Here is a 7432-nt window from a genome sequence, read left to right on the forward strand (position 1 = left end):
CCGCGCCGTGGCGCTGCCCGACGATGCCGACACCGGCAGCGTGGACGCGCATTACCGCGACGGCGTGCTGCGCGTCACGGTGGGATTGCGCGAAGCCGCCCGTCCGCAGCGCATCAACGTCCAGTGAACGACGACCTCACGAAGAAAGGAGCTGTCATGTCCACCCACACCCAACTGACCCGCGCCGATGGCCCCCGCGCGGAACTGGCCTCGACCGGGCAGAACGCGCCGGCCGGCAAGCCGGCCTCCGGTCCCCGCGCGGTGGCGGAACCCGCGGTCGAGATCTTCGAGGACGCCGGCGGCATCACGCTGCTGGCCGACATGCCGGGCGTGCCGCGGGAAGCGCTCGACGTCCGGCTCGATGGCGAGACGCTGGTGATCGAAGGCGAGGCCGCGGTCAGCGCGCCGGACGGCATGCGCCCGCTGTGGGCCGAAGTGAGCGTGCCGCGTTTCCGCCGCGCCTTCACCTTGAGCCGCGAGCTCGACATGGGCCGCATCGAGGCCGGCATGAAGGACGGCGTGCTGACGCTGCGGATCCCCAAGCAGGCGCATGCGCAGCCGCGGCGCATCGCCGTGTCCACGGGCTGAAGGCGCGACGCGCTCACCGCGCGGACGGGGCGCGCCCGGGCGCATGGGCACCGGCCCCGTGCGCGCCCGTCGGATCGGGGATCTGAGGCTGGCCGAATGCCACCTCGCGCCGCGCGTCGCCGGCACGATCCCGGTCGGGGATGGCGCCGCGCTGCTCGCGCTTGTGCGCGCTGACGACGCCGAATCGCTGGTCGCGCGCGGCCACCATGGCCGCGTCCGCCTGGCCGTCCGCGGTGAAGCCCATCATCAGCTGCGGCACGCCCAAGGGCAGCGACTTGCCCTCATCGGTGTGCCAGGTGTGCCAGGTCTTCCCGTAGGTGCCGACCAGCCGTTCCATCAGCTGCCGCTCGGCCGCCTCGGGAATCCCGGGCGCGATCAGCTGGCCGGACTTCACCTCATGCACATGGCTGTGCCACAGGCGCTTCTCCGCCGCCGGCAAGGCCGCGAACTGCCGGCCGCTGATGATGTATTCCACGCCCATCAGCTTCGCGTCCTTGACGTTGCCGTCGTAGATGACGCATTGGATGAGTTCCTCGTTGAGGACGGCGCAGTAGTGATGCGCCTCCATCTGCGCCGTGGGCCGCCCGTTGTAGAAGTGGAAGCCATCGAGATAGGCGTTGAGCGCCTCGATCGGCGGCTTGTCCTGCAGGACGGCGGCGCCCGCTTCGAGGACCTTTGTGGTGGGCCGCGCCGGCGCGCCGGGCGACTGGACCGGCGATTCGGTCCGGTGGTCGCCGCAGGCGGCGAGCAGCAGCCCGGTCAGGGCCGCCGACAAGGCGGTGCGTGGCCTCATCGCCAACCTCGCGACTCAGGCACCGCGCGCGAAGTCCGCCAGGCCGGGCCGGACGCGATCGGCATCGTTGCGCGTGTCGCTCGGCAGGCCGAGTTCGGGGCGCTCCTGCTCACGCAGCGACTCAGCGACCGCCGCGCCTTCCAGCGGCGTCAGAGGCGCGGGCTCGCCGCTCTCCGACGAGGCGCGCGCGCTGCCTTCGGACCGCGTGCGGTCAGCCGCCGAGGAAGGGTCGGACAAGGGAGCGTCGGACAAGGAAGCGCCTGGTGAGGACGCGTCCGTCGAGGATGCCGGAAGCGGCGCCGAGGCCGGTGCGCCGTCTTGCGGCGCACGCAGGGAACGGAACAGGTGCGCGGACAACAGCGCGACGCCGCCAGCGACGGCCAGGTGACGAAGGGACATGGAGATCTCCAGAGGGAGGCTCGCGGGATCGAGCCCTGCGTGGTACGGGCAACCCCCGTTCCACGCGCCAAGACACGGAGAAGCGCTCAGCGCTTCTCCCCGGGCGCCGCCGGCAACGGCACCTCGACCCATCGATTCAGCCAATCGACGATGCGCCCATGCCCGTCGAGCCGATGGGACGGTCGGCCCTGGCCCAGCGTGTGGTGGTCGCCGCCGGGATAGAGGACCATCTCGCTCGGCGTGCCGGAGCGCTTGAGCTTCACGAACATCTCCTCCGACTGGCATTTCGGACAACGCTCGTCGTCCTTGCCCTGCAGGAACAGCGTCGGCGTGCGGCCGCGGCCGATGTGCGCCATCGGCGAGAGCTCGATCATCAGCTCGCGGTTGGCGTCCGGCTTGCCTTCCATCGAGAACGGGTCGGCGTAGTAGCCGCTGTCGGAGGTGCCGTAGTGCGTCTCCAGGTTGCCCACCGGCGCGCTGACCACCGAGGCGCGGAAGTCCTCGCAGTTGCCGGTGGCATACGCGCTGAAGTAGCCGCCGTAGGACGAGCCGGCGATGGCGACCCGATCGTCCACCAGGCCCTCGCGCCGCAACGCGGCGATGGCGGCGCGGTATTGCGGCAGGTCGAGCCTGCCCCAGCACTTGCGCAGCCGCTCGCTGAACCGGCGGCCGTAGCTGGCCGATCCCACCGCGTTGAGCGCCAGGATGGCCCAGCCCTGGCTCGCCAGCACCTGCCAGTAGGGTGTCGTCGGGAACTGCAGCGCCACATAGCTGGCCGGTCCGCCATGCACGTCGACCAGCAGCCGGCGCGGTGAAGGCTCGCCTTCCCGCAGCAGCAGCCAGCCCTCGATCTGCTCGGTGCCGCCCTCGCCGTCCGGCACCTCGAAGCGGCGCCGCTCGAGCTTGAGCGCATGCCGCTCGCGCCACCAGCCGTTGAAGTCGCTGATGCGTCGCGCCTGGCCGCCGTCCAGGTCGCAGCGGTGGGCTTCGATCGGATGGTCCATGCCTTCCTCGACATAGGCGATCACCTCGCCCACCGCCATCGCGCTCACCTGCCCTGCGGGCGGCTCGACCAGCGGGGTGACTTCGCCGCTGTCCACCTGGATCGACACGATGCGCTGGACGCCGCGCCAGGCCTGCACCGCGCGCAGCCGGCGGCCATCGGCGTCCCAGAACAGCGCGTTGCTGAAGAGCTCGACATCCTCGTCGGCCACTCGACGCGTTGTGCCAGTGGCCACGTCCACCGCCCACAGCCGCATGATCGCGTCGCCGCCGTTCTCGGCGCCCATGAAGGCGATCGTCGATCCGTCGGGGGAGAACGCCGGCCACGAGGCGGTGGCCACCGTGGTGGTGAGCCGCCGCGCCTCGGGAAACGGCTGCGCGGGACCGTCGAGGTCCAGCATCCAGACATCGGTGCAGTGGCTCTCGCGTTCGTCCTCGCGTCCCCGGGTGTAGGCCAGACGCCGGCCGTCGCACGACCAGGCCAGATGCCCCACGTCGTAATCGCCGCGGGTGAGCGGCGTCGCCGCCTGCGACTCGATGTCCAGCAGCACGATCTGCAGCCGCGCCCAGCACATAACCGGAGCCGTCCATCTTGTAGGGCAGGCGCCAGACCACTTCCGGCGCCGTCGCGGGGGCGATCGGGCGTTGCAGGTCGATCTCCCGCGTGCCGTCGACGCGCTGGTCCGGATCGACATTGACCGCGCAGACCAGCGCGAGCTGGCGGCCATCCGGCCGCCACGCCAGGTCGATCACGGTGCCGGCGAAACGCGTGATCTGGCGGGCCTCGCCGCCGTCCGCCGGCATCAGGAACACCTGCTTCGGCCCGCCATGCCGGTCGCTCAGGAAGGCGATGCGATCACCGCCGGGCGACCAGCGCGGCCGCGAGTTCTTGCTGGGCACGAAGGTCAGCCGGTTCGACGGTCCGCCGCCCAAGGGCAGCAGCCACAGGTGGGTCTGGTAGTCATCGTCCGCGCGTTGCACCGACTTCACCGCGCACACCGCACGCTGGCCGCAAGGGTGCAGGTCGAGCGACTCGATGCGCTGCTCGTTGCAGAGGTCGTCCACGGTGAAGGCGCTCGGGGCTTCGCCCATCGGCATTTCCTTTCGCTGGAAGATGAAAGGGGCCGACCCCTGCGGGCCGGCCCCTGCGCTTGCCGGCGCTCAACGCTCGTCGCGCTGCTGCCCGCCTTGTTCACGCTGCTGGCCGCCTTGCTGGCGCTGCTGCTCGGCGCGGTTCTGCGAGCCGTCCTCACGCTGCTGGCCTTGCTGGGCTTGTTGGCGCTGCTGCTCCTGGCCCTGCGAGGCCTGGCCTTGCTGGCCCTGGTTCTGACCCTGCTGGCGCTGCTGCTCGCGGTTCTGGTCCTGCTGACCCGGCTGGCCTTGTTGACCTTGCTGGTTCTGCTGGTTCTGCTGGTTCTGCTCGCGCTGCGAGCCGGAACCGCCCTGCTGGCCTGGGGTCGACTGACCTTGGTTGGATTGCTGAGTCATGGTGGTGTCTCCGTCAATGGTCATTGGCACATGCCAACGACCTCTTCATTGCAAAGCCCATGCCATCGAGGTTGCGGGGCGGCAGGCGGTTGCGGACGACCGGCAGATGAACCAGTCGACTCGCGGAAATACGAGCGTTGGGGCGTCCCGCTAGAGAGAGCACGCGCGCGCGCCTCGCAGCGCGCGAACCGGCGCAAGCCCTGACCCCAAAACACTTGCCTGGACAAGTGTGTGAGTTCTGCCGCATGCCCTTCCGAACGTCGGAAACGAAGCGACGCAATTTTCCTGGCGACCGAGAACGCCGATGCCATCGACGATCCATGGCCATCGCACTCCCACCGTGGCGGCGAGACCCTCATCGCGGCGCTGGATCGGCCCTTGCCAGATCGACCTTGTCGCCATGCACGCCGGCCCCGCTTGAGGTCTGCGTGGCGCGGCGCTTCAAGTTGCCCTCTTCCCCGCCTACCGCAAGGAGATTCCATGTTCGCCCACAACAAACGTCTGCAGTACACCGTCCGCGTCCGCGAATGCAATCCGGCGCTGGCCAACCTGATGCTCGAGCAGTTCGGCGGCCCGCAAGGCGAGCTCGCCGCCGCCTGCCGCTACTTCACCCAGGCGCTGGCCGAGGACGACCCGGGCCGCAAGGACATGCTGCTCGACATCGCCACCGAGGAGCTCAGCCACCTCGAGGTCATCGGCACCATCGTTGCGATGCTCAACAAGGGCGCCAAGGGCCAGTTGGCCGAAGCGACCGATTCCGAAGCGGAGCTCTTCCGCTCGCTGCAAGGCGCCGGCAACGACTCGCATGTGACGCAGGTGCTGTACGGTGGCGGACCGGCGCTGACCAACTCCGGCGGCCAGCTCTGGAACGCCGGCTACATCGACAGCATCGGCGAACCGACCGCCGACCTGCGCTCCAACATCGCCGCCGAGGCGCGCGCCAAGATCGTCTATGAACGGCTGATCGCGGTGACCGACGACCCCGGCGTGAAGGAGGCGCTCGGCTTCCTGATGACCCGCGAGATCGCCCACCAGCGCTCGTTCGAGAAGGCGCTGTATTCGATCAGCCCGAACTTCCCGCCGGGCAAGCTGCCGGGCAAGCCGGAGTTCGCCTCGGTCTACTACAACATGTCGCAAGGCGAAGGCGACATGCGGGGCCCGTGGAACGACAGCAAGCTGTTCCTGTACGAGTCGGCCCGCGAGCGCCAATGCGCGGTCGACGGCGGCGACGGCCAGGCCTCGGTGGGCCTGACGCCGGAGGAGGAACGCGACTGCGAGGCCATGCGCACCCGCACCGCGTCCGATCCGCTGAGCGAGCCCGTCACCGGCGTGGAGCTGGGCAGCGGGCCGACCCCGGTGGACGCGTCGAATGCGGCGATGGACAAGCCGCAGCCGTAAGCCCGACGGAAGAGGCCACGCAGGCACCCGGGCCGGGGGGGGATCGAACTCCTAGGGCTCGTCCTTCGGTGAACCACCTTCGCCAGATTGCACCGGCCGGGTCGCCTCGATCTCACTCTCTTCGCTGGACTCCTCCGACTCGTCCGAGTCCACATCGACGATCGTTGCCGCGGCGGGCTGGAGCGCGCCCGGTATCGGATAGTCCGTCTCCTTCACCGGACGGCCCTCCTTGAAGAGCGCATTGTTTCCCTTCAGGTAGTAGTACTCGCTTGCTCCGTCTTGATGCAGCTTCTTTCGCGCCTTGTGGGAAGTGATCGTTCGAATCGGCTTGCCCTGGTCGTCCGTCGTGAGCTGCGGAGCTCCGCCGCGGTCCGATGAAGCCCCCTGCTGCCTGCGTGCTTTCGAAAAAGCTGCCGAGGTCTCGATGGCACTCTTGCGACTCTCCGAGTCGTGAGGCTTCCAACCGGTTCGGGTCAGCGTCTCGACCAGCTTCCTGCCTGTGATCGCGTCGATGGTGTACGCCGCCCCCGAGGTCGAGGGCGCGGCTCCGTGGGCCTCCTCGTGAGCCTGCGAAATCAAGCTCCAATTACCCTGCTTGAACGCGTGGTAGCTCGTATTGAGGTCCTCGAAGAATTTGGTAACGAAGTCCGGTATGGCCGAGTCCGTTCTACCCAACTGAGCGACACCCACGGGTGACGCCGCAGCCGCCTTACCCGGCCAAGACTTTCCGGCGCCTTGCAATACGGGCCGATCACTCTCTGCACCGCCAAGCACGCCATCGACGAGCCGACGCTGCGCCTGCATGCGGGGTGACTGGTCGACAAAGGCCTGCAGCGTCCTTGCCTGGATCAGGCTGCGCTCATGCATCGCTCGCACCGGCACGCGGTCGCCCTGCGCCGCGGGGAGGTCCTGTGCCGAGGGGGCACGGTGGTGAGAGCGCTGCTTCATCGCGAACCCTTTGACGGAAGTGATGTCGAACGCCAATCTATCCGCCGGCGTCCCGAGGTTCCATCGGCCCCTGGCTGATCTGTCTCCCGCAAATTGCCGAAAGGCCGCCCCGCCCCGCACAGGGCGCGTTGATCAGACTCGTCGCTCCCTCGCAGCCGCCTCGACGAGGTCCATCACCGCCGCGGCGAAGACAGCGGGGCACTCCTGCGGGAAGTTGTGGCCGACGCCATCCACCCGCTCATGCCGCACGAGCCGCGCGAAATGGCGCGCATGCGAGCGCGTGTCGGGCTCGACGGCGACGCCGTCCGCCAGGCCGTCGAGCAGGATGGTCGAGGCCTGGATCACCGGTCGCGTCAGCAGCTGCGCCTCCAGTTCGAGGAAGCGCGCGTCGCCCGGGACCAAGCCATAGCGGTGGCGATAGGAATGCACGACCACCTCGACGAAATCGGGGTTGTCGAAGGCCGCCGCCGAGCGAAGGAAGTCCGCCTCGGTGAACGGCCAGCGCGGCGACCACATCTGCCACAGCAGCTTCGCCATGGCGTGCCGGTGCTGCTCCAGGCCGCGCCGGCCGCGCTCGCCATGCAGGTAGAACTGGTACCAGTAGCGCGCCTCGTTGGCCGGCTCGTCCGGCGCCATGGCGTCCGGCGGATGCAGCAGGTTGTAGCCGTTGCAGGACACCAGCCCGGCGCAGCGCTCCGGCCAGGTCGCCGCGACCACGCAGGCGGCCCGTCCGCCCCAGTCGTATCCGGCCAGCACCGCGGACTCGATCCGCAGCGCATCCATCAGCGCCCGCAGGTCGGCGCCGAGCACCGCCTG

The 7432-nt window shown here is 69.3% G+C and carries 9 protein-coding genes; 4 read left to right on the forward strand and 5 right to left on the reverse strand.

The genetic code is table 11. The annotated features are described in order from the left end of the window. The first annotated feature begins 7 nt into the window (after positions 1-7). Both FUT87_RS06410 and FUT87_RS06415 read left to right on the forward strand, forming a co-directional pair. Entirely contained in the window at positions 8-127 is a 120-nt protein-coding gene (locus FUT87_RS06410; RefSeq protein ID WP_255511699.1) for an Hsp20 family protein, read from the forward strand. A 29-nt stretch (positions 128-156) separates the two neighbouring features. Next, the gene (locus tag FUT87_RS06415) at positions 157-588 is read left to right on the forward strand and encodes an Hsp20/alpha crystallin family protein (RefSeq protein ID WP_147240469.1); all 432 of its coding nucleotides are present in this window, start codon (positions 157-159) and stop codon (positions 586-588) included. A 13-nt stretch (positions 589-601) separates the two neighbouring features. Here FUT87_RS06415 and FUT87_RS06420 read toward each other — a convergent pair whose 3' ends face one another. From FUT87_RS06420 to FUT87_RS06425, 3 genes are all read right to left on the reverse strand, one after another. Next, positions 602-1381 (reverse strand): OBAP family protein, encoded by a 780-nt coding sequence (locus tag FUT87_RS06420; protein ID WP_147240470.1) that lies wholly within the window; start codon positions 1379-1381, stop codon positions 602-604. A 15-nt stretch (positions 1382-1396) separates the two neighbouring features. Further along, positions 1397-1618, reverse strand: coding sequence for a hypothetical protein (locus tag FUT87_RS28490; RefSeq protein WP_183479355.1), 222 nt, complete (start codon positions 1616-1618; stop codon positions 1397-1399). Between the two features lie 248 nt (positions 1619-1866). Continuing rightward, positions 1867-3357, reverse strand: coding sequence for a prolyl oligopeptidase family serine peptidase (locus FUT87_RS06425; RefSeq protein ID WP_222617057.1), 1491 nt, complete (start codon positions 3355-3357; stop codon positions 1867-1869). Positions 3358-3427: 70 nt separating this feature from the next. On the opposite strand from FUT87_RS06425, the gene FUT87_RS29840 reads away from it, so the two are divergent. Both FUT87_RS29840 and FUT87_RS06440 read left to right on the forward strand, forming a co-directional pair. Next, positions 3428-4474, forward strand: a complete 1047-nt coding sequence (locus tag FUT87_RS29840; RefSeq protein ID WP_222617058.1) for a hypothetical protein — start codon at positions 3428-3430, stop codon at positions 4472-4474. 276 nt (positions 4475-4750) lie between these two features. Beyond that, positions 4751-5668 (forward strand): manganese catalase family protein, encoded by a 918-nt coding sequence (locus FUT87_RS06440; RefSeq protein ID WP_147240472.1) that lies wholly within the window; start codon positions 4751-4753, stop codon positions 5666-5668. 51 nt (positions 5669-5719) lie between these two features. Here the strand turns inward: FUT87_RS06440 and FUT87_RS06445 are convergent, their stop codons facing one another. Together FUT87_RS06445 and FUT87_RS06450 are read right to left on the reverse strand one after the other, a co-directional pair. Beyond that, positions 5720-6652 carry a hypothetical protein gene (locus FUT87_RS06445; protein WP_147240473.1) on the reverse strand — a complete coding sequence of 311 codons (933 nt, stop codon included), beginning with the start codon at positions 6650-6652 and terminating at the stop codon, positions 5720-5722. A gap of 96 nt (positions 6653-6748) precedes the next feature. After that, positions 6749-7432: alpha/beta fold hydrolase (locus FUT87_RS06450; protein WP_147240474.1), on the reverse strand; the 684-nt coding region annotated here is incomplete at its 5' end.

This window comes from Mitsuaria sp. TWR114 (genome assembly GCF_007997345.1).